22 protein-coding genes and 1 pseudogene are annotated in these 23120 nt (G+C 64.9%); 11 read left to right on the forward strand and 12 right to left on the reverse strand.

The window, feature by feature from the left end:
• The first annotated feature begins 16 nt into the window (after window positions 1-16).
• From carA to greA, 4 genes are all read left to right on the forward strand, one after another.
• The gene (gene carA / locus GRI89_RS04495) at window positions 17-1198 is read left to right on the forward strand and encodes a glutamine-hydrolyzing carbamoyl-phosphate synthase small subunit (protein WP_159792609.1); all 1182 of its coding nucleotides are present in this window, start codon (window positions 17-19) and stop codon (window positions 1196-1198) included.
• Entirely contained in the window at window positions 1195-1548 is a 354-nt protein-coding gene (locus GRI89_RS04500; protein WP_159792611.1) for a hypothetical protein, read from the forward strand. The genes carA and GRI89_RS04500 overlap by 4 nt, the downstream gene beginning before the upstream one ends.
• Window positions 1548-4877, forward strand: a complete 3330-nt coding sequence (gene carB / locus GRI89_RS04505) for a carbamoyl-phosphate synthase large subunit (RefSeq protein WP_159792613.1) — start codon at window positions 1548-1550, stop codon at window positions 4875-4877. The genes GRI89_RS04500 and carB overlap by 1 nt, the downstream gene beginning before the upstream one ends.
• Window positions 4878-4968: 91 nt before the next feature.
• Complete coding sequence (gene greA / locus GRI89_RS04510) at window positions 4969-5436, forward strand: transcription elongation factor GreA (protein ID WP_159792615.1); 468 nt, start codon at window positions 4969-4971, stop codon at window positions 5434-5436.
• Between the two features lie 166 nt (window positions 5437-5602).
• Here greA and GRI89_RS04515 read toward each other — a convergent pair whose 3' ends face one another.
• The 5 genes from GRI89_RS04515 to GRI89_RS04535 form a co-directional block, all read right to left on the reverse strand.
• On the reverse strand, window positions 5603-5833 hold the full coding sequence (locus tag GRI89_RS04515; protein WP_159792617.1) for a DUF4170 domain-containing protein: 231 nt from the start codon (window positions 5831-5833) through the stop codon (window positions 5603-5605).
• A 77-nt stretch (window positions 5834-5910) separates the two neighbouring features.
• Window positions 5911-6393 (reverse strand): hypothetical protein, encoded by a 483-nt coding sequence (locus tag GRI89_RS04520; protein WP_159792619.1) that lies wholly within the window; start codon window positions 6391-6393, stop codon window positions 5911-5913.
• Window positions 6394-6412: 19 nt separating this feature from the next.
• Window positions 6413-6748: a hypothetical protein gene (locus tag GRI89_RS04525; protein ID WP_159792621.1), complete on the reverse strand. Its 336-nt coding sequence runs from the start codon at window positions 6746-6748 to the stop codon at window positions 6413-6415.
• Window positions 6749-6750: 2 nt separating this feature from the next.
• Window positions 6751-7176 (reverse strand): phage holin family protein, encoded by a 426-nt coding sequence (locus GRI89_RS04530; RefSeq protein WP_159792623.1) that lies wholly within the window; start codon window positions 7174-7176, stop codon window positions 6751-6753.
• Between the two features lie 6 nt (window positions 7177-7182).
• The gene (locus tag GRI89_RS04535; protein WP_159792625.1) at window positions 7183-7707 is read right to left on the reverse strand and encodes a hypothetical protein; all 525 of its coding nucleotides are present in this window, start codon (window positions 7705-7707) and stop codon (window positions 7183-7185) included.
• Between the two features lie 189 nt (window positions 7708-7896).
• On the opposite strand from GRI89_RS04535, the gene eno reads away from it, so the two are divergent.
• The 3 genes from eno to GRI89_RS04550 are packed head-to-tail and all read left to right on the forward strand — an operon-like array spanning window position 7897 to window position 10378.
• Complete coding sequence (gene eno, locus GRI89_RS04540; protein WP_159792627.1) at window positions 7897-9183, forward strand: phosphopyruvate hydratase; 1287 nt, start codon at window positions 7897-7899, stop codon at window positions 9181-9183.
• A gap of 56 nt (window positions 9184-9239) precedes the next feature.
• Complete coding sequence (locus GRI89_RS04545; RefSeq protein ID WP_159792629.1) at window positions 9240-9593, forward strand: DUF6152 family protein; 354 nt, start codon at window positions 9240-9242, stop codon at window positions 9591-9593.
• Window positions 9590-10378 carry a hypothetical protein gene (locus tag GRI89_RS04550; protein WP_159792631.1) on the forward strand — a complete coding sequence of 263 codons (789 nt, stop codon included), beginning with the start codon at window positions 9590-9592 and terminating at the stop codon, window positions 10376-10378. The genes GRI89_RS04545 and GRI89_RS04550 overlap by 4 nt, the downstream gene beginning before the upstream one ends.
• A 1-nt stretch (window position 10379) precedes the next feature.
• On the opposite strand, the gene GRI89_RS04555 is transcribed toward GRI89_RS04550, so the two are convergent.
• The 5 genes from GRI89_RS04555 to GRI89_RS04575 all read right to left on the reverse strand — a co-directional run bounded on the left by GRI89_RS04555 (window position 10380) and on the right by GRI89_RS04575 (window position 17970).
• Window positions 10380-11228 (reverse strand): HAD family hydrolase, encoded by an 849-nt coding sequence (locus GRI89_RS04555; RefSeq protein ID WP_328598085.1) that lies wholly within the window; start codon window positions 11226-11228, stop codon window positions 10380-10382.
• 165 nt (window positions 11229-11393) lie between these two features.
• Window positions 11394-12389, reverse strand: a complete 996-nt coding sequence (locus GRI89_RS04560; protein WP_159792633.1) for a L,D-transpeptidase — start codon at window positions 12387-12389, stop codon at window positions 11394-11396.
• 280 nt (window positions 12390-12669) lie between these two features.
• Complete coding sequence (locus tag GRI89_RS04565; RefSeq protein WP_159792635.1) at window positions 12670-14559, reverse strand: TIR domain-containing protein; 1890 nt, start codon at window positions 14557-14559, stop codon at window positions 12670-12672.
• Between the two features lie 119 nt (window positions 14560-14678).
• Window positions 14679-16655, reverse strand: a complete 1977-nt coding sequence (gene parE, locus GRI89_RS04570) for a DNA topoisomerase IV subunit B (RefSeq protein WP_159792637.1) — start codon at window positions 16653-16655, stop codon at window positions 14679-14681.
• A 163-nt stretch (window positions 16656-16818) separates the two neighbouring features.
• The gene (locus tag GRI89_RS04575) at window positions 16819-17970 is read right to left on the reverse strand and encodes a penicillin-binding protein activator (protein WP_159792639.1); all 1152 of its coding nucleotides are present in this window, start codon (window positions 17968-17970) and stop codon (window positions 16819-16821) included.
• A 39-nt stretch (window positions 17971-18009) separates the two neighbouring features.
• Between GRI89_RS04575 and rsmI the strand changes: the two genes are divergently transcribed.
• The 4 genes and pseudogenes from rsmI (at window position 18010) to GRI89_RS04595 (ending at window position 21061) form a co-directional block, all read left to right on the forward strand.
• Window positions 18010-18858, forward strand: a complete 849-nt coding sequence (gene rsmI, locus GRI89_RS04580) for a 16S rRNA (cytidine(1402)-2'-O)-methyltransferase (RefSeq protein ID WP_328598086.1) — start codon at window positions 18010-18012, stop codon at window positions 18856-18858.
• A pseudogene (locus tag GRI89_RS04585) lies at window positions 18855-19206 on the forward strand (YraN family protein). Before rsmI ends, GRI89_RS04585 begins: the two are co-directional and overlap by 4 nt.
• 108 nt (window positions 19207-19314) lie before the next feature.
• Complete coding sequence (gene gshB, locus GRI89_RS04590; protein ID WP_159792641.1) at window positions 19315-20262, forward strand: glutathione synthase; 948 nt, start codon at window positions 19315-19317, stop codon at window positions 20260-20262.
• Window positions 20263-20437: 175 nt separating this feature from the next.
• The gene (locus tag GRI89_RS04595; protein WP_159792643.1) at window positions 20438-21061 is read left to right on the forward strand and encodes a DedA family protein; all 624 of its coding nucleotides are present in this window, start codon (window positions 20438-20440) and stop codon (window positions 21059-21061) included.
• Window positions 21062-21067: 6 nt separating this feature from the next.
• On the opposite strand, the gene GRI89_RS04600 is transcribed toward GRI89_RS04595, so the two are convergent.
• Together GRI89_RS04600 and hemW are read right to left on the reverse strand one after the other, a co-directional pair.
• On the reverse strand, window positions 21068-21964 hold the full coding sequence (locus tag GRI89_RS04600) for a tyrosine recombinase XerC (RefSeq protein ID WP_159792645.1): 897 nt from the start codon (window positions 21962-21964) through the stop codon (window positions 21068-21070).
• On the reverse strand, window positions 21961-23112 hold the full coding sequence (gene hemW / locus GRI89_RS04605; protein WP_159792647.1) for a radical SAM family heme chaperone HemW: 1152 nt from the start codon (window positions 23110-23112) through the stop codon (window positions 21961-21963). The genes GRI89_RS04600 and hemW overlap by 4 nt, the downstream gene beginning before the upstream one ends.
• Between the last annotated feature and the right edge of the window lie 8 nt (window positions 23113-23120).

Below are 23120 nucleotides of genomic sequence, written 5' to 3' on the forward strand. Positions count from 1 at the left end.
ACTCGGAGCGCCCCACATGGCCGACCCCGCCACTACGCCTGCACAACCCAAGGGGGCCACCGGTGTATTGGTACTCGCCGACGGCACCGTGATGTGGGGCAAGGGCTTCGGCCACGCCGGCAGCGCGGTCGGCGAAGTCTGCTTCAACACCGCGATGACCGGGTATCAGGAGGTGATGACCGATCCCTCCTACGCCGGGCAGATCGTCACCTTCACTTTCCCGCACATCGGCAATGTCGGCGCCAACGCCGAGGACGTCGAATCGCATGTCGAGGGCGCGGTCGGATGCGTGGTGCGCGAGGATCCGACACTGCCGAGCAACTTCCGGTCCGAGCGCAGCTTCGACAACTGGATGAAGGGCCACCTCAAGATCGGCCTCTCCGGGATCGACACCCGCGCGCTGACCCGCCGCATCCGCCTGTCGGGCGCACCCAACGCGGTGATTGCGCACGATCCGAAGGGCAACTTCGACATACGCGACCTGCTCAATCGCGCGCAGGACTGGCCGGGGCTCGAAGGCATGGACCTCGCCCGGATCGTCACCCGCGAGAAGGACGAGGAATGGACCGGCGGTCCGTGGATGCTCGGCCATGGCTATGCCGCCTCGCAAGGTGACGAACGGCCGCACGTCGTCGCAGTCGACTACGGCGGCAAGGACAACATTTTCCGCAACCTCGTGAAGGCGGGGGCGAGGGTCACCGTGGTTCCGGCCAGGACCACATTCGACGAGATCATGGCGCTCAAACCCGCCGGGGTGTTCCTGTCGAACGGCCCGGGCGACCCGGCGGCGACCGGCGAATACGCCGTGCCGGTGATCCGCAAGCTGCTCGACGCCGACGTGCCGATTTTCGGCATCTGCCTCGGCCACCAGATGCTGGCCATCGCGGCGGGCGGCAAGACCGTCAAGATGCACCAGGGCCACCGCGGCGCCAACCACCCGGTCCAGCGCGTCGGCGGCGTGTGGGACGCGACCGAGGACCTGGTCGAGATCACCAGCATGAACCACGGCTTCGCGGTTGACGCCGCGACGTTGCCCGAGGGCGTGGTCGAGACCCACCGCAGCCTGTTCGACGGTTCCAACTGCGGCATTTCGATCAGCGGCAAGAAGGCCTTCGGGGTCCAGTACCACCCCGAGGCGAGCCCGGGGCCGCAGGACAGCTTCTATCTGTTCGAGAAGTTCGTGGGGATGTTGGGGTGAGGCAACCTTTTGTCGATATTCCCAGCAAGTTTCAAACGGCCCGACGATGGCAATGGTTTGCAGCGATCGCTTCTGGCGGCTTCATTTTGACTTGCTTTATCGGCTGGCCACTTGGCTATTTTTGGCCGTCCATAGTCGGCCTCGCAGCTTTCGTTCCCAGCGTTTTGCTGTTTTCGATCAAGTGCCATCGATGCGGATGGCCCGCGTTCACGGACTTCGTGGCTGAAACTAAGCTCGGCGCTGCAAAATGGACTTTTTGGGGCAAGGACTTCGGTGGCATTCACCTGCCTTTGCCGAAAGCCTGCACTAAATGTGGCGCTCAATTCGTTGAGCAATCGGAAAGTCAATAATGCCTAAACGCACTGATATCTCTTCCATCCTCGTCATTGGCGCCGGTCCGATCATCATCGGGCAGGCCTGCGAGTTCGACTATTCGGGCACGCAGGCGATCAAGGCGCTGCGGGAAGAGGGGTACCGGGTCGTCCTGGTCAACTCCAACCCGGCGACGATCATGACCGATCCGGACATGGCCGACGCGACCTATGTCGAGCCGATCACGCCGGAAATCGTCGCCAAGATCATCGAGAAGGAGCGGCCGGACGCGCTGCTGCCGACGATGGGCGGGCAGACCGCGCTCAACTGCGCGCTCAAGCTCGACGAGATGGGCGTGCTGGAGAAGTACGGCGTCGAGATGATCGGCGCCAAGGCCGACGCCATCGACAAGGCCGAGAACCGCCAGCGCTTCCGCGAGGCGATGGACAAGATCGGGCTCGAAAGCGCCCGTTCGGGCCTGGCGCATACCGTGGACGAGGCCTTTGCGGTGCTTGAACACACCGGCCTGCCGTCCATCATCCGCCCCAGCTTCACGCTCGGCGGCACCGGCGGCGGCGTCGCCTACAACAAGACCGAATTCGAAGCCATCGTGCGCACCGGCCTCGACGCCAGTCCGACCACCGAAATCCTCATCGAGGAATCGCTGCTCGGCTGGAAGGAGTACGAGATGGAGGTGGTCCGCGACCGCGCGGACAACGCCATCATCATCTGCTCGATCGAGAACGTCGACCCGATGGGCGTCCACACCGGCGATTCCATCACCGTCGCGCCGGCGCTGACCCTGACCGACAAGGAATACCAGATCATGCGTTCGGCGAGCATCGCTGTATTGCGTGAAATCGGTGTGGAAACAGGTGGTTCAAACGTACAGTTCGCAGTCAATCCCAAGGACGGGCGGCTCATCGTCATCGAGATGAACCCGCGCGTCTCACGGTCCTCGGCGCTGGCTTCCAAGGCCACCGGCTTCCCGATCGCCCGCGTCGCCGCCAAGCTGGCGGTCGGCTACACGCTCGACGAGATCACCAACGAGATCACTGGCGCCACCCCGGCCAGTTTCGAGCCGACGATCGACTACGTCGTCACCAAGATCCCGCGCTTCGCGTTCGAGAAGTTCAAGGGCGCCAAGGCCGAGCTTTCGACGGCTATGAAGTCGGTCGGCGAGGTCATGGCGATTGGCCGCAACTTCAAGGAATCGGTCCAGAAGGCCCTGCGCGGCCTCGAAACCGACCTCGACGGGTTCAACCGCCAGGTCGCGCTCGAAGGCGTGAGCCGCGACGAGATGACCGCCGCGCTCAGCAAGCAGACCCCCGACCGCATCCTCAACATCGGCCAGGCCTTCCGCGAGGGTTTCACGGTCGAGGAAGTGCAGGCGATCACGCACTACGACCCGTGGTTCCTGCGCCACATCGAGGAAATCATCTACGAAGAAGCGATGATCGGCGAGCACGGGCTGCCCAGCGATGCGCAGGGCCTGCGCCGCCTCAAGGCGATGGGCTTCTCCGACAAGCGCCTCGCCACGCTGGCCGTGCGCTCGGTCGGCGTCGCGGGCGGGCTGGGCGAGACCCAGGCGCGCCGCAGCGGCCTGCTCCACGACGCCCTGCGCGCCATGGCCGGCGCGACGAGCGAGGACGAGGTGCGCCAGCTGCGCCAGAAGCTCGGCGTCTTCCCGGTCTACAAGCGCATCGACAGCTGCGCCGCCGAGTTCGAGGCGGTCACGCCCTACATGTACTCGACCTACGAGGCGCCGACCTTCGGCGAGCCCGAGAACGAGGCCTGGCCGAGCGACCGCAAGAAGGTCGTCATCCTCGGCGGCGGGCCCAATCGGATCGGCCAGGGCATCGAGTTCGACTACTGCTGCGTCCACGCCTGCTACGCGCTGCGCGACGCCGGGTTCGAGACCATCATGGTCAACTGCAACCCGGAAACGGTTTCGACCGACTACGACACCTCCGACCGCCTCTACTTCGAACCGCTGACCGCCGAGGACGTGCTGGAAATCCTGCGCGTCGAGCACAGCAAGGGCGAATTGCTCGGCGTCATCGTCCAGTTCGGCGGGCAGACCCCGCTAAAGCTGGCGGGCGCGCTGGAGAAGGCCGGGATCCCGATCCTCGGCACAAGCCCCGACGCGATCGACCTCGCCGAAGACCGGGAGCGCTTCGCCAAGCTGGTCAACAAGCTCAAGCTCAAGCAGCCCGACAACGGCATCGCCTACAGCCGCGACGAGGCCGCCGCGGTGGCCCATCGTATCGGCTACCCCGTGCTGCTGCGCCCGAGCTACGTGCTCGGCGGGCGGGCCATGGAAATCGTCGATTCCGAAGCCCAGCTCGACGATTACATCGCCACCGCGGTCAACGTTTCGGGTGAAAGCCCGGTGCTGGTCGACCAGTACCTGCGCGACGCCATCGAGTGCGACGTCGACGCGCTGTGCGACGGCGAGCAGGTGGTGATCGCCGGGGTCATGCAGCACATCGAGGAAGCGGGCGTGCACTCGGGCGATTCCGCCTGCACGATCCCGCCCTACAGCCTGCCGCAGGAGATCATCGCCGAGATGGAGCGCCAGGCGACGGCGCTCGCCGAAGCGCTCGAAGTGCGGGGGCTGATGAACGTGCAGTTCGCGGTCAAGGACGGCGAAGTCTACCTGATCGAGGTGAATCCGCGCGCCAGCCGCACCGTGCCCTTCGTCGCAAAGGCGATCGGCCAGCCGGTCGCGAAGATCGCCAGCCGCGTCATGGCCGGGGAGAAACTCGCCGACCTCGAACAGATCAACCGGCACATTCCCTACATGGCGGTGAAGGAGGCGGTGTTCCCGTTCGCTCGCTTCCCCGGTTCGGACCCGGTGTTGACGCCGGAAATGAAGTCGACCGGCGAGGTGATGGGCATCGATCGCGATTTCCCCACGGCCTACATCAAGTCGCAACTGGGCGAGGGCACGCGCCTGCCGAAATCGGGCGTGCTGTTCGTTTCGGTCAAGGACAGCGACAAGCCGCAGATCGTAGAACCGGTGAAGTCGCTGATCGATCTCGGCTTCAAGGTCATTGCCACAGGCGGGACCGAGACGTACCTCGCCGAGCAGGGTATCCCGGTCGAGCGGGTCAACAAGGTGGCCGAAGGGCGCCCGCACATCGTCGACAAGATCATCGACGGCGAAGTGGGGCTGATCTTCAACACCACAGAGGGCTGGCAGAGCCACAAGGACAGCCAGTCGATCCGCGCCGGCGCGCTCAATGCCAAGGTTCCGTACTATACGACCGCGGCGGCATCGGCGGCGGTGGCGCAAGCAATTACCTCGGTCGAAGCGAGCGAACTTGAAGTACGTTCGTTGCAAGACTATTATAGCGGCAACTAATCACTCCTCCCGAAATTCCGCTGCAGGGTCCGCTCCATTCTGAGCGGTGAGGGCGGTTTTGACGGGTCACGTTGGGAAGACAGGGATGATAATGGAAAAAGTTCCAATGCTGGCGGAGGGCTACGAAAAGCTGACCGCCGATCTCAAGGTCCTCCGCGCAGAGCGGCCGAAGATCGTCGACGCGATCGAGGAAGCGCGCGCTCATGGCGATCTCTCGGAAAACGCCGAGTACCACGCCGCCAAGGAACGCCAGGGCCAGGTCGAAGCGCAAATCGCCGACCTCGAGGACAAGGTCAGCCGCGCGCAGATCATCGACCCCACCACGCTTTCCGGCAATCGCATCGTTTTCGGCGCCACCGTCACCGTGCTCGACGACGACGACAAGCCCAACCGCTACCAGATCGTCGGCCAGGCCGAGAGCGACGCCAAGAAGGGCCGGATCTCCTACGATTCCCCGCTTGGCCGCGCGCTGATCGGCAAGTCTGTGGGCGACGAAATCGAAGTCACGGTGCCGAGCGGCGACCGCTTCTACCTCGTCGAAAAGATCGAGTTTATCTGAATAGTGGCCCCCGCGAAGCCGCGGGAGGCGCGAGCCAACCAATCCGTTCGCCTAGAGCGTAGACGAGAGGCGCAGGCGCAGCATGTCTGGACGCAGTTTATCCAGAGCGCCTGCAAGGCAGCCGAAGGGCTCGACACGAACGGAAGTTGATACGAACTTTGCGTGATCAGGTGGCCGGCAACTCGGGTTCGAGCAGCCGATGCAAGTGAACAATAACGTATTTCATCTCCGCATCGTCGACTGTGCGCTGGGCCCAGCTTCGCCAGGCTTCCTCGGCCTGGGCATAGCTGGGGTAGAAGCCGACGACGTGGATGTCCTTCAGGTCCTGGAACTCGGTGCCCATGGGGTCGACCACGCGACCGCCCATGACGAGGTGGAGGAGCTGCTTGCCGGACATTTGCTGATTCCTTGGGGAGCGAGTTTCGAGTTACCCGCTCCTTAGGCGATCAGGCGATTGCTGCAAGTGCGAGATGGTCAGTTGAGGCGCTCGCGGATCGCCTCACCCACCGACTTGCCGCCCTCGATCACGGCGTCGCGCGCCTCGCCGGCATATTCGGCGGCTTCACCGCCGAGCTCGCGGGCATTGCGACCGACGAGGCGGCTGGCTTCGCTGAGCCAGTCGAGCCCATCCTTGCCGCCTTCCTCCGCCGCTTCGAGCGCTTTCACCGCATAGGCGAGGGCAAGTTCGGCACCGACCGTAGCGAGGCTGGCGATCTTGCCGCCGCCCTTGACTGCCGCCTGGCGCGGACCGCGGAACAGCCCGGCGATGAGAATACCAACGACAATGCCGCCGGCCACGGTGGCGACGGGGTGTTCCTTGGCGAAGGCCGTCACCTTGTCCTTGGCATCGATCGCGGCTTCGCCCGCGCGGTCGATGAAGTTGCCCGCGCGCTCCTCGTTGCGCGCCCAGGCGGCATCGACCCGTTCCTTCAGGCTCTGCGGATTGGCATCGGTCATGGAAATTCTCCGGAGAAGATCAATCGTCGTCCGAACGCTCGGAATCGTCCTCCAGTTCCGAGGTATCGTCGTCGAGCCCGAACAGGTGTGAGATGCCGTGGAGGATCGGGGTGCGCGCGATCCAGACGATCGCTGCCGCGACAGCCGCGGCAACCCGACCCTTGTTGTGTTCGGCGTAGTCGACGGCCTCGTCTACCATGTCGAGCGCGCTGTCGCCAAGACGGTCGGTAATTCGCCCGGCGACGCTGCGTGCGGAGAGGTCCTCGCGGATGAACCGCAGGTCGGCCTGGAAAACCGACAGCGCGGTATCGCGCAGCGCCTTGTCTTCGGCCAGTTTCTGCTCGGCGCTGTTCACCGCTATTCGGTCCTGTCCTTGTCGAGTGCATCCATGATGCGATTCCAGCGCTTCTCGGCCATGCGGCCAAAGGCGACGGCGAGGAAGAATTCCGCCCCGACCACCAGCGCGCTCGAACCCCACACCGTCAGGTGCGGCATGAGGGCGATGATCAATCCGACGGTGAGGCCGATCAGGGCAATGAAGCCAAAAGCTCCGGCGATGGCCCCGAAGATGACGGTCGAGCGGACCCCGTCGATGACGAAGATCGCACGGCTCTTCTGGAACCGCGCTTCCGCCTCGAGGTAGGTCTTGCCGTCCTCGACCAGCGTCTCGATGTCGTCGAGCAGCGAGCGCGCGGCGGCGCGCTCTTCCGCATCCGCTATTGCGTCATGCGACTCTGCTCCGCCGGGAAGCGGGCTGAGGCGATCGTCCTCCCCTGAATCCACCGGCGACTACTTGCCGCGGAACAGGCGGGCGATGATGAAGCCTGCGAGCGCAGCGAGACCGATAGCCTTGCCGGGATTGCGGCGGACCGCCTCGCGGGCATCCTCGCCGAGTTCTTCGACGCTCTTGGAGTCGAGCTTGGCGGCCGTTTCCTGCAAGGAACGCGACGCGCTGCGAGCATAATCGCCGTACTTCGCGCCGAATTTCTCGTCGATCGTCGCGGCATTGTCCGCAACGGCCTTGCCGAGCGTGGAAAGGGCGTCGCTGGTCTTGGCCTTGCCGTCGCGAGCCAACTCGCCGGCCTTGACCTTGGCCTGCTCGTAATAGTCCTCGCCCTTGGCCTGGATGTCGCCCTTGTAACCGACACCGCGTTCCTTCGCCTCGGCGGTCAGCGCGGCAGCGCCGGCCTTGGCTTCCTCGAGCGCGGCGTTGAAGCGCGATTTGGCGACTTCGGTGTTGCTCGTGGCGGCGACGGCTTTCTTGGCCGAGCGCGCCTTGGTCGTCTTGGGGGTGTTGGTAGCTGCTCCTGCCATGTGCTTGCCCTTTCCTTGTGCCCTCATCGGGCTCGATACTCTTGCTTTGCCGTCGGGAAAACCCCACGCGGCGCTCGTATTTTCGAACGCGGCTTGCACCGCATTGTTCCGCGGTATAGGCGGCGCCCGTCGCCCCCGACATGGGAAGTGTCGTACCCGAATACAACACCTGACCGGAGCCTGCCAGCCATGACCGCGATCATCGACATCCACGGCCGCGAAATCCTCGACAGCCGGGGCAACCCTACGGTGGAAGTCGACGTATTGCTCGAAGACGGCAGCTTCGGCCGCGCCGCGGTTCCCTCGGGCGCATCGACCGGCGCGCACGAAGCCGTGGAACTGCGAGACGGCGACAAGGGCCGCTACCTTGGCAAAGGCGTGCTCAAGGCGGTCGACGCGGTCAACGGCACAATTTCCGACACGCTGCTCGGTCTCGATGCCGAAGACCAGCGCGACATCGACGTGGCCATGCTCGCGCTCGACGGGACCGACAACAAGGGCAACCTCGGCGCCAATGCGATCCTCGGCACCAGCCTGGCGGTGGCTAAGGCGGCGGCGAATGCGCGCGGCCTTCCGCTCTACAGCTACATCGGCGGTGTCTCCGCCCATGTCCTGCCGGTGCCGATGATGAACATCATCAATGGCGGCGAACACGCCGACAACCCGATCGACGTGCAGGAATTCATGATCATGCCGGTCGGCGCGCCGACCCTGGCCGAAGCGGTGCGCTGGGGCGCGGAAGTGTTCCACACGCTCAAGAAGGGCCTGTCGGAGAAGGGCCTCGCAACCGCGGTTGGCGACGAGGGCGGTTTCGCCCCGAACCTCGCCAGCACCCGCGCCGCGCTCGACTTCGTCATGGCCTCGATCGAGAAAGCCGGGTTCAAGCCGGGCGAGGAAATCGCCCTCGCGCTCGACTGCGCCTCGACCGAATACTTCAAGGGCGGCAAGTACGAAATGGTGGGCGAGGGCATCTCGCTCAGTCCCGAAGAGAACGCCGCCTACCTCGCCGACCTCTGCGCCGCCTATCCGATCCGCTCGATCGAAGACGGCATGAGCGAGGACGACTTCGAAGGCTGGAAGGCGTTGACCGACAAGCTCGGCGGATCGGTCCAGCTGGTCGGCGACGATCTGTTCGTGACCAACCCGAAGCGCCTTGCGATGGGCATCGGCAAGGGCCTCGCCAACTCGCTGCTGGTGAAGGTCAACCAGATCGGCACGCTGTCGGAAACGCTCGAGGCGGTCAGCATGGCCAACCGCGCCGGCTACACCGCGGTGATGAGCCACCGCTCAGGCGAGACCGAGGATTCGACCATCGCCGACCTCGCCGTCGCCACCAACTGCGGGCAGATCAAGACCGGCTCACTCGCCCGTTCCGACCGGCTCGCCAAGTACAACCAGCTGATCCGCATCGAGGAAGAGCTGGGCGACGCGGCGGTCTATGCCGGCAAGGGCTGCTTCGGCCGCATTGGCGCCTGACCCTCTCGCCTTCGCCCCGCGCCATGCTATGCCGTGGCGCTGAGGAGAGGCTGGGAATGGTTCATCGACTGAGGTTTCTGACGCTGGCGGCGGCCGTCGTGGCAGCGCCACTTGCCGCGCATCATTCCTTCGCGATGTTCGACACCGCGAAGGAAGTGACGTTGAGCGGCACGGTGCGCGAGTTCCAGTGGACCAACCCGCATTCTTGGCTGCAGCTCGAAGCCGACGGCAAGGAATACTCGATCGAGCTCGGCAGCCCCAACACCATGGTGCGCAAGGGATGGCGCAAGACCACCTTCAAGCCGGGCGACAAGGTCACCGTGACGATCAACCCGATGCGCGACGGTTCGCCCGGCGGGGCCTTCGTCACCGGCATCGACGCCGGCGGGACCAAGCTGAGCGCGCGATGAGGGCGGCTTTCGCGATTGCCGCGGCGCTGTTCGCCGCTCCCGCCGCTGCGCAGGACCTGCCCGACTGGAGCGGAGTGTGGGAGTTGGTCGGTTCCACCGTCTGGGACACCGCAACCGTCGAACCCAAAGGGGGCAGGGCAGGCGTCCCGGGCACGCGCGAGCATCCGCCTTACAACGCGGAATGGGAAGCCAAGTACCTCGCCAACATCGAGAAGGTGAAGCGCGACCAGTTTCCCGATCCCGTCACCACTTGCGGCACCCCGGCCGGCTTCCCGCGTGTGATGCAGGTGCCCGACGGCTACGAGTTCGTCGTCACCGCGAAGCAGACCTGGATCCTGACCGAGAACGGCCCGAACATCGTGCGCATCTACACCGATGGGCGCGGGCACATGGACGAGGACGTCAGCTGGCCGACCTACACCGGCGATTCCGTCGGCCGCTGGGAAGGCGACACGCTGGTCTTCGAGACCGTGAACCTGCGCGGCGAGGATGGCACCATCATCGACCGCACCGGCATCGTCGTCTCGGGCCAGGCACACGGCACCACCCGCATGCGCAAGCGCGAGGACGGGATGATCGAGGCGACGATCACGCTGGAAGACCCGGTCGCCTTCACCGCGCCGTGGACGGTGGCCAAGACCTACCGCAGGATCGAGGGCGACGCCCGGATCATGGATTACGCCTGCGCCGAGAACAACCGCAACCCGGTCGATCCGGACACCGGCAGGACGCTCACGCTCGACGCCGTGGGCAAGCCGATCGACCGCGAATACTCGGGCGAGTAGATCACCCCGGAAACACGACCTCCCAATCATCCTTCATGCTGACGAGCGTCAGGCCGTAATTGTCCGCGTTATCGAGCGCATCGGCGAGCGGGCTGAGAATGAATTCGCGGTCGTAGGCGAACTCCCGCTCGGCATCGTCGTGGTGCAGCAGCAAGCCCAATGCGGGTCCGCCCCCCGTCAGGGTGTAGCGCAGCATGGCAAGATCGCCGTCGGAGTTGCCGAAGGCGAGGATCGGCCGGCGTCCGATGTGCAGGTAGATGTTCTGTGGTTTCACTTCCCGGTCGTCGAACGATCCGAGCTGGGCCTGCTTGACGATCTCGAACCGCCCGTACCGTTCCTCCAAGGTGGTCTTTCCGCTCGATCCGATCACGTTTTCCCGCGGGATTCCGTAAGCTTCCTCGCTGAACCCACGGATTACGTCCATCCCGCCCCCGGAAACGATGAAGCAGCGAAATTCGTTGTCGCGCAGCAGGTCGAGCAGTTCGAGCTGGGGCTTGTAGACCAGATCGACGAAGCGCTTGCCCAGCTTCGGGTTGGTCGCCTCGCGCAGCCATTTCCCGGCAATGGCATCGAACTTGTCGGCGGTGACCCCGGCATGGACGGCGACCACGACCTCGAGCACGCCCTGCTTGCCGAGTTCCTTTATCTTGTCGATGTCATGGTCGAAGAAGGCCTTGAACGGATAGCGCGCCTGCAACGCGGGGTCGGCGTGTCCGAACGCTTCAAGTCGCTGCTTGGCGAAATAGAACTGGGGCTGCAGCGGCCGTTCGCACCACAGCGTCCCGTCATTGTCGAATGTCGCGATCCTGTCCTCCGGCGGCACGAAATCCGGTCCGCGTTTCCTGGTCACTCGATCCACGAAATCGAGGATCGCCGATTTTGCATTGCTTGCTCGCCAGGACGGTAACCTCTCGTCCACGCCAGCCTCCGTTGCTGCCTGAGTAGGCAGTGACGATGGACGGCGTTCGCCGGTCACACCATCAGGTGAAGTCCCGGTTTCCGCTTGCGACCGGCGTCACTTTCCGGGGGCAACAGCGTCCATGATCGTCAGGCGTTCGAGCGGGCCTTCCGTGACCCTGCTGTTGGTGGTGAGGATGGTATCGCCCGGCTTCAATTCCGTGCGCAGCAGTTCGAGGAACTGCCGCGGCATCTGCACCCGCTTCATGATCGAGTCCTCGAGCAGCCGGCCCTCTTCCTCCTCGTGACCGGGAAGGCCGACGTAGTACCAGCGGTTCTGGCCGCCTTCCTGCGACAGGGTCATCACGTGCGAACCGTCGTCGATCGGATCGATGGCCGCGACCGAGCGCCCGATCTCCACCCCGGCGCGCAGGACCACGATGCGCTGGTCGAGCTTGGCGACGATGATCGTCATCGGCCCTTCGGTCGCAAGCTCGGGCTGCCAGCGAAATTCCTCTCCGCTTTCGAGCCGCGTGTGCTCGACCTTGTTGCCCTCGTCGTCGAACGGCGAAAGCAGGCTGTTCTCGCTGGTCTCGGGCTTGCGTTGGGCATCGCCTTCAACAACCACCGTCACGCCCAGTTTGGTGATCTCGAACAGCTCGCGGGCGAATTCGTAGGGCAGGTGCACGCAGCCGTGGCTCTCGGGGTAGCCGGGCAGGCCGCCAGCATGGAGCGCGACGCCGTCCCAGGTCAGCCGCTGCTGATACGGCATCGGCGCGTTGTTGTAGGTGCTGGATCTGTGGTCGGCATCCTTCTGCAGGATCGTGAACACGCCGGTCGGAGTCGAATGCCCCGCCTTGCCGGTCGAGACCGTCGTCGCGGCGATACGCACGCCGTTGCGGTAGACCACCCCGATCTGCTTGGTGAGATCGACGTAGACCATCACCGGGCCCGAAGGAGCGACTTGCGGCGCCCACACCCATTCGCCGGGCTTCAACGCATCGATCTTGCGGGCAAATTCCGGCGGGGAGCTGGACTTGAAACCCTGCGCGGAACTCGCCGTGGGGATCGAGAGAAGGCAGGCAGCAACAATAGGGGCGAACAACTTTCGCATAACGATCTCCGGCCCTGTCCCTGCCCGCGGGCTAGCACCCGCTGCCGAATGCCAGTAGCGCAATCGGGTGCAATTCGTTCGAATATCGGAATTCGATGCGCGCGAACTATTGGCGCAGGATCTTCTCCATCGCCTTGCCCTTGGCCATTTTGCCGACGAACTATTGGAGCTGGCGAACCTTCCCGTCGCCTTCCCCCGGGAGTTCGGGGCCTAGTCATTGAGCCAGTCGAAGTCCACGAGCAGACCGACTGGTTACGACCCAATTGCAGTGATTGGTTTGTCACGCGATTATCTCAAAATCGTCCTCGCCCATGGGCCGTGCAAAATCGCCCCATTTGCCGGTGGTTCGCCAGTATTTGTTGATGCCGAGGTCGCGGATTAGTTGCTTGAACCTATCGGTCTTGCGAACTTCGGCTAAAAGGGGGTGCCAAAGGTAACTCAGTGCAACGCTTCCCAGCTCGACGAACGCGGCGTGCATGCAATCGACGGCCAATTCGAAATCTTCGGCATAGGCCGCCAACAGCCCAAGATTGGCCATGTGGCTGGTGTTGCGGAATTTGGGATCGACGACGATGGACGAGAGCATCGACCTGAGTCCGGGCTTGTCCGCCAAGACGGCACGCAAGTCTTTGGCAAAAGGAAGGAGCTGGTCGTCGGTTTCCATGTAGCTTTCAAGGCGTCGCCTCGCTTCCTCTAGGTCGTCGCCCGACAGAGCCTTGAAGAAGCGCAGCATCCTGACAACCGGGGGATGACTCTGCAGATTTGCCTGGCGGTCGTATTCGGCCTGCGCCTCTTCGTTGCTCCGCGTCGAATCTAACAGGACGAGGACGAACTGCGCCGCCATGAGCGGATCGAGGCGCAGCGCGCTCCTGGCCGTTTCGATCGCCTCTTCGAGTTGACCGGTGTGAGTAAGGAACGCGGCTTTGCGCATGATCGAGTCGGCATCTGATTTGGCCGAGAGTTCGAGAGCTTGCACAAATTCCTGTTCGGCCCCGAGCCAATCGTGCTCGATCGTCGTCAGCCGGTGTGCCCTCATCGTGTGCTGGCGAACCCGGTCTTTCGTCAGCTTGGCCGCCCTGTCGAAGGCCTTCCTGCTGAGCTCGACCGCGTCGCCGGCGATTTCGGGACTTGCAAAACTTGAATCCATGTAGGCGTAGGCAAGGAACTCCCATGCGCGGGAGTATGCCGGGTCCAGTTCGACGGCTCTCTTGGCAAGTTTGATGGCTTCGACGAATGCCGCTCTGGTATGAAAGGTGGTCGTTGCCTGCAAGTAGTAGTCGAACGCCTCGATGTTACTCGTGCCGCGATCCTCGATCGCCTTCTTTTCGCGCGGCAGGAGGGTGAGCTTGAGCGCCGATACGATTTCCTCGGTCAGCTTGTCCTGCAATTCGAAGATATCGTCGAGTTCGCCATCGTAGCGCTCGGCCCACACATGCCCGCCGGTCGAGCCGTCGATCAGTTGGGCGTTGACCCGAACCTTGTTGCCGGCCTTGCGAATACTGCCCTCTAGGACGTGCGTGACGTTGAGCTGGCGCGCGAGATCCACCACATCGACGTTCTTGCCCTTGAACTTGAATGCAGTGTTGCGCGCGATGACCATCAGCGCCGAGACTTTGCTGAGATCGGTGATAATGTCGTCGGTGATTCCATCGGCGAAGTAGTCCTGGTCCTCGTCGCGACTCATGTTGGCGAAGGGAAGGACCACGACCGATATCTCGTCGAGGCTGGGAAGGAATTTCTGTTTTCTCGTGCCCGACGCTTGAGGCTTCGCATCCTTGCCGACGAATTCGAGCACCTGCAGGGCAAATTCGCGCCATGCCTTGTCCGAAGGATCGCCCTCCCAATCCGACAATTCGGCGGTCTGCACGAGCTCGAACATGATCGGGCGCTCGCAAGGCTCGATCATAGCCGGCATCAGGGTTTTGTTACGGTCGGCTAACGTTGCTTCGGCGCGACACCAGCGGCTCTCGACCGAACGCGGCGACCATAACACGACGACGGCCTTCGCATTGCGCAACGCCGTCTCGGTGACCTTATCATAAGCCTCGCCAGAGCGAAGGGCCACATCCCACCAGACATCAAGCCCTTCCGCCGAAAATGCGTCAGCGAATTGCTTCGCCCGGTTCGCATCTTCGCGATTATAGGACAGGAAGATGTCAGGCGCGGACACGCAGCTACCCCATGCATGCCATTCATTCGGAATGGGTGTGGCTATATTCAGCAGCCCCGGGCCAATGACAAGGTGAGTCTGGCGAATGACCGTTAACCACCCAGGAGCAGACCTTCACTTCAGGCGTCGATCAAATCCCGGTCCAACTCCCCGGCGCGGTTTTGGATGAAGTTGAAGCGGTGTTCCGGGTTGCGGCCCATCAACTGGTCAACCAGTTCGGCGATGGCGAAGCGCTGTTCGTGCTCGGCGGGCAGGGTGATGCGGATCAGGCTGCGGCTCTTCGGGTCCATCGTCGTCTCGCGCAGCTGCCCCGGGTTCATTTCGCCGAGGCCCTTGAAGCGTGAGACCTCGACCTTCTTGCCCTTGAACACCGTCTCTTCCAGTTCGCGGCGGTGTTCCTCGTCCTTGGCGTAGTGGCTCTCCTTGCCATTGGTCAGGCGGTAGAGCGGGGGCTGGGCGAGGAACAGGTGCCCGCGGCGCACCAGTTCGGGCATTTCTTGGAAGAAGAACGTCATCAGCAGCGTGGCGATGTGCGCTCCGTCGACGTCGGCGTCGGTCATGATGACGACGCGGTCGTAGCGCAGGTTCTCCGGGTCACAGTCCTTGCGGGTGCCGCAGCCGAGGGCGAGGCCTAGATCGGCGATTTCGCTATTGGCGCGAATCTTGTCGGCGGTGGCACTGGCGACGTTGAGGATCTTGCCGCGGATCGGCAGGATCGCCTGCGTCTTGCGGTCGCGCGCCTGCTTGGCGCTGCCGCCGGCGCTGTCGCCTTCGACGATGAACAGCTCAGTTTCGCCGTCGCCTTCGCCCGAACAGTCGGTGAGCTTGCCGGGGAGGCGCAGCTTCTTGGCGTTGGTCGCGGTCTTGCGCTTGACCTCGCGCTCGGCCTTGCGGCGTAAGCGCTCGTCCATCTTCTCCATGACCGCGCCGAGCAGCGCGCGGCCGCGCTCCATGTTGTCGGAGAGGAAGTGGTCGAAGTGGTCGCGCACCGCGTTTTCGACGAGGCGAGCGGCCTCTGGCGAGGTCAGGCGGTCCTTGGTCTGGCTCTGAAACTGCGGGTCGCGGATGAAGACAGAGAGCATGATTTCGGCGCCGGTGACGATGTCGTCGGCGGAAATGTCCTTGGCTTTCTTCTGCCCGACGAGCTCGCCGAAGGCGCGGATGCCCTTGGTCAGCGCGGCGCGTACGCCCTGCTCATGTGTCCCGCCGTCGGGCGTCGGCACGGTGTTGCAGTACCAGGAGTAAGACCCGTCGGACCATAGCGGCCAGGCGATTGCCCATTCGACGCGGCCCTGTTCTTCCGGGAAATCCTGCCGCCCGGCGAAGAACTGGCTGGTGACGCATTCGCGTCCCTCGACCTGCTCGGCGAGATGGTCGGCGAGGCCGCCGGGGAACTGGAACACCCCCTCCTGAGGCACATCGTTCGAAGCGAGCGAGGGCGCGCACTTCCAGCGAATTTCGACCCCGGCGTAGAGATAGGCCTTCGAGCGGGCGAGCTTGAACAGCCGCTTGGGGCTGAACTGGCGGTCGCCGAAAATCTCGGTGTCGGGCGTGAAGCTGACGGTGGTGCCGCGGCGGTTGGGGGTATCGCCGACCTTGACCAGCTTGCCCTGCGGAACGCCGCGCGAGAAGGTCTGGGCGAAGACTTCCTTGTTCTTCGCCACCTCGACCCGAGTGTCTGAGGACAGCGCGTTGACCACCGAGACGCCGACGCCGTGCAGGCCGCCGCTCGTGGCGTAGGCCTTGCCCGAAAACTTCCCGCCCGAGTGCAGCGTGGTCATTATGACCTCGAGCGCCGACTTGCCGGGGAACTTGGGGTGCTCGTCGATCGGCATGCCGCGGCCGTTGTCGCTGATGGTCAGGCGATTGCCTTCCTCCAGCGTGACCTCGATGCGGCTCGCATGGCCGGCGACCGCCTCGTCCATCGAGTTGTCGAGCACTTCGGCGGCGAGGTGGTGCAGGGCGCGCTCGTCGGTTCCGCCGATGTACATGCCGGGGCGCCGCCGGACCGGCTCGAGCCCTTCCAGCACCTCGATGGAGGATGCGTCGTAATCGCCGCCGCCCGCGGGCAGCTTGTCGAACAGGTCATCGGACATGGCGATGCTATAGGGGCCGGATTCTCGCCCGTTCAAGCGGTGTCAGAAGAATATCCTCAAACGCATTGTCATTGCGAGCGCAGCGAAGCAATCTAGGGCGGTTCAGCGCCACTCCGGATTGCCGCGCGACCTTCGGTTGCTCGCAATGACGAAATGCCTTGGGCTAGAACCGCGTCGGCGCCGGATCGACCACCGAGACGCTGCCGTTGCCGACCTGCCGGACCTCCATTGCCCGCTCAGCTACCCCGCCACGGCGGAACCGGAACGGACCGTCGATGCCGAGGAAACCGCCGTCGTCGAGCAGTTGCGAGGTCGGGAAGGCGCGTCCCGGCTGCCAGTCGCGGGCGATGCGCAGCGTGAGCAGGACCGAATCGTAGCCGAGCGTGGCGATGCGATAGGGCTTGTTGCCGAAGCGGGCCTCGTAGCTGGTCACGAACTGGCGATAGCGTCCGTCCGATACAGCCGAGTACCACGAGCCGCGCAACGACGCGGCGCGCGCGAGGTCGTCGTCGCCGCTCCACAGTTCGGTGCCGACCAGCCGCGGCAGGGCAGTGCCGGCATCCTTGAGCGCCCCGGCTGCCATTGCCGAGAGACGCACGCCGTCGGCTATCAGCACGGTGTCGAACCCGCCGCGCGCCTTGAGCCGTTCGGCGGCGCTGATGATCGAGGTGTTGCCGCGGTCATAGCGTTCGGTTGCGACGAGCGTGCCTCCCATCGCCGAAATCCTGCCGGACAGGGCGATTTCGGCGCGGCGGCCGTATTCGCCGTTCGGGACGATGGCGGCGAACCGCTTCGAGCCGTGGCCCATGGCGTAGTCGACGGTACGGGTGATCGACTGTTCGGGCATCACGCCCATCACGAACACGTCCTGCGCGGCGACCGAGGTGTCGTTCGAGAAGCTGATCAGCGGCACCGAGGCCGGGCGCGCCTGGGCCAGCACGGCGGTGACGTCGGTGCCGAGCAGCGGCCCGAGGATCAGCTTGTTGCCGTCACGGATCGCCTGCGCCGCGGCGGTGCCGGCGCCGGTCGCGGTGTCGTAGGTGGTGATGCGCAGGTTCGATGCATTGGTATCGAGCAGCGCCATGGTGGTGGCGTTGGCGATCGACTGCCCGGCTTCGCCATTGCTGCCCGAGAGCGGCACCAGCAGCGCCACGCGGTGGCGGCCGTCGTCGGTCGGCAGGACATTTTCCTCGGGACCCTGCGATGGCCCCGGCGTCACGACCGGGGGCTGGCCTCCGCCCGGGATGATCTTGCACCCCGCAAGGGCCAGCGAGAGCAAGCCCACCGTAAGAAGGCGTTTCCAGTTACCGAACATGCTTGCCGCTCCTGCTGCGGATAGTCCACAAGGCTCGTCGTGAGCGAAGAATGCGACCCTCCTCCCGAACCTCTCAATGCCGGTCTCTATATTGTCGCTACGCCTATTGGCAATCTCGGCGACGTGACTCGTCGCGCCGCCGATGTGCTCCGCCGCTGCGATGCAATCGCCTGCGAGGATACGCGTGTCACCGCCAAGTTGCTGAGACACCTCGGGCTTTCGAAGCCACTGTGGCGTTATGACGACCATGCCGGGGAAAAGGACCGCGCGCGCTTGATCGATTCGATGCGCGAGCGAGCGGTGGTGCTGGTCAGCGACGCCGGGACGCCGCTTGTCTCGGATCCCGGATACCGCCTCGTCCGCGATGCCCGCGCGGCAGGTGTCCCGGTGACCAGCCTGCCGGGGCCGAGCGCGCCGGTCATGGCACTGACGTTGTCTGGCCTGCCCAACGACCGCTTCCTCTTCGCCGGGTTCCTGCCAGCGAAGGACAAGGCGCGGCACGAGGTTCTCGCCGAGCTGGCAGGTGTGCGCGCGACGCTGGTGTTCTTCGAAACCGCGCCGCGTCTGGCGAAGTCGCTCGCCGCCATCGGCGAGATCCTGCCGGGCCGCGAGGTCGCCGTCGCGCGGGAACTGACCAAGCTCTACGAGGAATGCCGCACGGGCAGCGCGTCAGAACTGGCCGAACATTACGAGGCGAATCCGCCGCGGGGCGAAATCGTCCTGCTGGTCGGTCCGCCGGAAGAGCAGGCGGCCAGCGCCGAGGATGCCGATACGCTGCTGCGCGAGGCGCTGCAGACCCAGAAGGCGTCACAGGCGGCGGCGGCGGTGGCCAGGGCCACCGGGCTCGACCGCAAGACCCTTTACGCCCGCGCGCTCAAACTCAAGTGAACCGCCAGGTTGCCGAAGCGCGCGGCCGCAAGGGCGAGGGGCTGGCCGCCTGGTGGCTGCGGTTGCAGGGTTGGAGGATCGTCGCCCAGAGGGTGAAGACCCCGCCGCGGCGAGATCGACCTTATCGCCCGGCGCGGCCGCACCGTCGCCTTCGTCGAGGTGAAATGGCGTGCTACCTCCGCCGAGCTCGATCTCGCCATAGACGAATACCGCCTGCGCCGCGTCGCGGCAGCGGTCGAGGCGGCGGCGCACAGGTACCTGAAAGACGCCGATTCCCCGCGCATCGACGTGCTGCTCCTTGCGCCCGGGCGCTGGCCGCGCCACATCGTCAACGCCTGGCAGCCGTGAGGTTGCATTCGTCATTGCGAGAAGCGAAGCGACGAAGCAATCCAGGGCGATTGAGCAGTCCGCCCTGGATTGCTTCGCTACGCTCGCAATGACGAAGGGAGAAACGGTTTGGCATTGCAGGTAGCCGTCCAGATGGACCCCATCGAGACCATCGGCATTGCCGGCGACAGCTCGTTCGCGCTGATGCTCGCCGCGCAGGAGCGGGCGCACACCGTGTTCCACTACGACGTGCGCACCCTGAGCTGGGAGAACGGCCGGATCACCGCCTGGGCCCGCCCGCTCCACGTTCGCCGGGTCGAGGGTGACCATTTCGAGTGGCAGGGCGAGGCACGGCGCATCGATCTCGGCAAGGACATCGACGTTGTCCTGATGCGGCAGGATCCGCCGTTCCACCTCGGCTACATCAGCGCCGCCATGCTGCTCGACCGGCTCAAGGGCGAAACGCTGGTGGTCAACGATCCGCACTGGGTCATCAATTCGCCCGAAAAGATGTTCGTGCTCGATTTCGCGCGCTTCATGCCGCCGACGCTGGTGACGCGGAACATCGCCGACGTACGGCCCTTCATGGAGCAGCATGGCGCGGTGGTGGTGAAGCCGCTGCACGGCAACGGCGGCAAGGCGATCTTCAAGATCGAGGCCGACGGCACCAACCTCTCGGCGCTGTTCGAGGTCTTCAACCAGACCTGGCCCGAACCGCACATGGTCCAGCCTTTCCTTCCCGAGGTGGCCGAGGGCGACAAGCGCATCGTGCTGGTCGACGGCGTTGTCACCGGGGCGATCAACCGCAAGCCGGGCAAGGGCGAATTCCGCTCCAACCTCGCGCAGGGCGGTTTTGCCGAAAAGGCCGACCTGACCCCTCGCGAGGAGGAAATCTGCGCCGCGCTGGGCCCGGAGCTCAAGAAGCGCGGCCTCGTCTTCGTCGGCATCGACGTGATCGGCGGCAAGTGGCTGACCGAAATCAACGTCACCAGCCCGACCGGCATCGTCGCCATCGACACGTTCAACGGCACCGATACTCCGGCGCTGATCTGGGATGCCATCGAGGCGAAGCTGTGAGTCTTCCCTCACAGTCACCCCGGACTTGTTCCGGGGCAGTGCTTTCTCCTTTGTCTCGATTCGACTAATAGCCCGACCCCGGAACAAGTCCGGGGTGACAAAATGAGGCAATGACGCGCCGGAACGAACCCGCGCCATTGAACACATCGTACTCCTGCCCGTTGCCATTACGACTATGCATGACCTCATCATCACTGCCATCGCGAAAGGGGGATACCTCGGCATCTTCCTGCTGATGGCGATCGAAAACATTATTCCGCCGATCCCGTCCGAAGTGATCATGGGGCTGGGCGGGGTGCTGGTCGCGCGCGGGCAGATGGATTTCGTCACGCTGCTCGTCGTCGGCACCGCCGGGTCCACGGCAGGCAACTACTTCTGGTTCTGGATCGGCGACAAATACGGCTACCGGCGGCTCGGCGAGTTCGTCGAGAAACGCGGGCGCTGGTTCACGATCGATTTCGAAGATGTCGAAAAGGCAGCGCGCTTCTTCAAGCGGCACGGCCAGTGGGTCGTCTTCGTGCTGCGCTTTTCGCCCTTCCTGCGAACCATTGTCTCGCTGCCGGCGGGCCTTGCGCACATGAGCCTGTGGCGGTTCATGCTCTTCACCTTTGCCGGATCGGCGATCTGGAACGCCCTGCTGATCGAAGGCGGCCGGCGGATCGCGCCGCTGTACGAACGCTACCAGGCGCTGGCGGGCTGGTTGATCGCGGGTCTCGTTGCGGCGATTGTGGCGTGGTACGTCTATCGCGTGATCACGTGGAAACCGCGAGAGACGCCTCCGGACGCTTCCGAGGATTGAGACGGCTCAATCCTGCTCGCGCGGGTGGGCCTTGCGGTAAGTGTCGAGCAGCACGGCGGCATCGACCTTGGTGTAGATTTGGGTCGAGCCAAGGCTGGCGTGGCCGAGAAGTTCCTGCAGGCTCCTGAGGTCCGCTCCGGCGCCGAGCAGGTGGGTGGCGAAGCTGTGCCGCAAGGCGTGCGGGGTGGCGGTGGCGGGCAGGCCAAGAGCGATCCGCGCCTTGGCCATCGCCTTCTGCACCATTCCTTGCCCGAGCGGGCCGCCCTTGGCGCCGCGGAATAGCGCCTCGCCCGGCGCGAGCGGCCAGGGGCAACGCCGGGCGTAGTCGGCCACGGCCTCACGCACAATGGGCAGGACCGGTACGACGCGCTGCTTGCCGCCCTTGCCGGTGACAGTCAGCGTTTCGCCCAGCGGCAGGGCGGCGGCGGTCAGCGAGAGCGCCTCGGCGATGCGCAGCCCGCTGCCGTACATCAGCAGCAGCACCGCGCGATCGCGGGCGCCAATCCAGTCGTCGGCGGCGAGCGAGCGGACGCCGTCGGCGAGGTTCTCGGCATCGTCGGGCGTGACCGGGCGGGGCAGGCCCTTCTTGATGCGCGGACCGCGCAGGCGGGGGGCGCTTGAGTCGGCTTCGCCGGTCCGTTCGCGAGCGAAGGCGACGAAGCCCTTGAGCGCGGAGAGCTCGCGCGCGGTCGAGGCGTTGCCGATGCCTTCAGCGCGGCGGGCGGCGAGCTGGCCGCGCAGCGCGCGCCCGTCGAGTCTGGCGACGTCGCGCCATTCCTCGGCCCCGATGGCGGTGACGAGCCGGGCAGCGGCGGCGGAGTAGGCGCGCACCGTGTGCGGCGAGCGGCGGCGTCCCTTGGCGAGGTGCTCGTGCCAGGCTTCGAGCAGGTCGGCCCCGCTCATTCCGCGACCAGCGCCGCCGGGACAAGTTCGCCGAGCAGGGCATCGAGCAGCGGCATGCCCTGTGGGGTGACGCCGACGCGCGAACCCTCGCTCCACGCGAGGCCGAGACTTTGGTGGAGCGCGAGCCGGTTTCGGTCGATGAGGTCGGCTTCGGGAATGGCGAAGCGTTGCGAGAGGTCGGAAAGGTCCACGCCCTCGGCCAACCGTAGCCCCATCAGCAGGGCCTCGCTCGCCTGTTCGCGCGTTGCGAGGTTGCGCTCTTCCTTGATGCCCTCGCCGCGTTCGGCGGCCGCGGCGAGCCAGTTTTCCGGTTTCTTGTGCCGCAGGGTCGCGACACCGCCGCGACGCCCATGCGCTCCCGGTCCGATCCCGACGTAATCGCGATACCGCCAGTAGGTGAGGTTGTGGCGGCTCTCCTCACCCGACCGGGCGTGGTTGCTGACTTCGTAGGCGGGAAGGCCCGCAGCCCCGGCAATTTCGCACGTCAGAGCGAAGAGATCGGCGGCAGGATCGTCGTCGAGCGGAGTGAAGGCGCCCTGCCGGACATCGGTGGCAAACCGCGTGCCCGGCTCAATCGTCAGCTGATAGAGCGAGAGGTGCCCGGTGCCGAAACCGAGCGCACGCTGGAGTTCCGCTTCCCATTGCTCGGCAGTCTGGCCGGGGCGGGCGTAGATCAGGTCGAAACTGACGCGGTTGAACCATTCCTGCGCCGTTCCCAGCGCCTCGATGCCCTCCTGCGCGCCGTGCAGGCGGCCGAGGAAACGCAGTGTCTCGTCGTCGAGCGCCTGCAGGCCGAGCGAAACGCGGTTCACCCCGGCCGCGGCGAGATCGCGGAAATTGGCGGCCTCGACCGACGAGGGGTTGGCTTCCAGCGTGATTTCGACGCCCGGAGCGAAGCCCCACAGCCGTTCCGCCTTGGTCAGAAGGTCCGAAACAAGCGCTGGAGGCATGAGCGAAGGTGTTCCGCCCCCGAAAAACACCGAATCAAGCGGTTCATTCGCAGCTTTTTCGGCCTCGTGGCGCAGGTCCGCGAGCATCGCCTCGCGCCATGCGGACACGTCGATCCCGTCCCGGACATGCGAATTGAAGTCGCAATACGGGCACTTCGACAGGCAGAACGGCCAGTGAATGTAGAGCGCGCGGGCCATGGCCCGAA

The organism is Croceibacterium salegens (assembly GCF_009827435.1).
GTDB lineage: Bacteria > Pseudomonadota > Alphaproteobacteria > Sphingomonadales > Sphingomonadaceae > Croceibacterium_B > Croceibacterium_B salegens.